The 914-nt window shown below is 42.2% G+C and carries 1 pseudogene; it reads right to left on the bottom strand.

Features of this window, described 5'->3' with window-relative positions:
• Positions 1 to 914, bottom strand: a pseudogene (locus tag LG651_RS15640) (hypothetical protein); the annotation flags it as partial.

Raw genomic sequence — 914 nt, 5'->3', positions numbered from 1 at the left:
GTAGCAGCACCAGTTAATCCACAGTCATCAGAAAGTGCATTAAAGTCGTTGGACCAAGTAATAGAAGCACAGTCATCAGAAGCACTAGCCCCAGCATTAGAAGCTAACCAATTATTAAGGTCAGTAGTATTCCCATTCCCATCACATTCCACAGTTAAATCACTAGCAGTAGTATCGATAGTAGGGGCAACTGTATCTTGAATAGCGTAAGTAGCTGTAGTAGAAGTAGCGTTACCACACTCATCGGTAGCAGTAAATGTTACCGAGATAGCGTTCGCACAATCAGAAGCAGTACCATCGTAGTTGTTAGTCCAAGTAATATTAGAACACGCATCAGAAGCCACAGCACCACCGTTATTGTTTAACCAATCTTGAATTTGAGTGTTGTTACCATTCCCATCACATTCAACAGTAATATTACTAGCTTGAGTATCGATAGTAGGAGGGGTGTTATCTTCAATAGTGAAAGTAGCTGTAGTAGTTGTAGCATTACCACACTCATCCGTAGCGGTAAAAGTTACGGTAGCAGCACCAGTTTGTCCACATTCATCAGAGATTGCGTTATAATCGTTCGACCAAGTGATTGTAGAACACGCATCTGAAGCAGCGGCACCACCATTAGAATTTAACCAGTTGTTAAGTTCAGTTGTATTCCCAGAACCATCACATTCCACAGTTAAATCGCTGGCTTGCGAATCGATAGAAGGCGCGGTGTTATCTTCAATAGTGAAAGTAGCTGTAGTAGTTGTGGCATTACCACACTCATCTGTAGCGGTAAAGGTTACCGTAGCGGTACCAGTTTGTCCACATTCATCAGAGATTGCGTTATAATCGTTCGACCAAGTGATATTTGCAGAACACGCATCAGAAGCAGCGGCACCACCATTAGAATTTAACCAGTTGTTAAGTTCAGT

Origin of the sequence: Neotamlana sargassicola (genome assembly GCF_020523965.1) — a bacterium.
GTDB classification, from domain to species: Bacteria; Bacteroidota; Bacteroidia; order Flavobacteriales; family Flavobacteriaceae; genus Neotamlana; species Neotamlana sargassicola.
This window is presented reverse-complemented; position numbering and strand designations above follow the sequence as displayed.